Raw genomic sequence first — 292 nt, 5'->3', positions numbered from 1 at the left:
AAGATGACGACATCCTGAAAAATACCGTCGATTTTGTCTCCTTCATCTTCGAACCGTTGTAAGCAACTAGACCTTCATCTAATCCATTCCCGTAATTCTGAGAATACAAGACATAGTTGTAGTTACCCTTCTGAACCCGAAACGTTAACTGATAGTTGGCCCCCGCATAATGTTGATTGCCCATGAACCACGTATGGGTACGATCCAGTTGCACGTCAGGTTGCGTACCAGTTTTACCGTAAGAGTAGTAAATCTGAGCACCATCTACACTTACACTGGCAGCTTTATTACC

At 43.5% G+C, this 292-nt stretch carries 1 protein-coding gene; it reads right to left on the bottom strand.

Going from position 1 to position 292, the window contains the following annotated elements; all coding sequences use genetic code 11:
* Positions 1–292, bottom strand: a 292-nt coding sequence (locus FDX22_RS30650) for a hypothetical protein (RefSeq protein ID WP_222592567.1), incomplete at both ends; no start/stop codon positions are given.

Origin of the sequence: Citrobacter sp. TBCS-14, assembly GCF_005280805.1 — a bacterium.
GTDB lineage: Bacteria > Pseudomonadota > Gammaproteobacteria > Enterobacterales > Enterobacteriaceae > Citrobacter > Citrobacter gillenii.
Note: the sequence above shows the minus strand (reverse complement) of the source record. Positions and strands in the feature narration are given on the sequence as shown.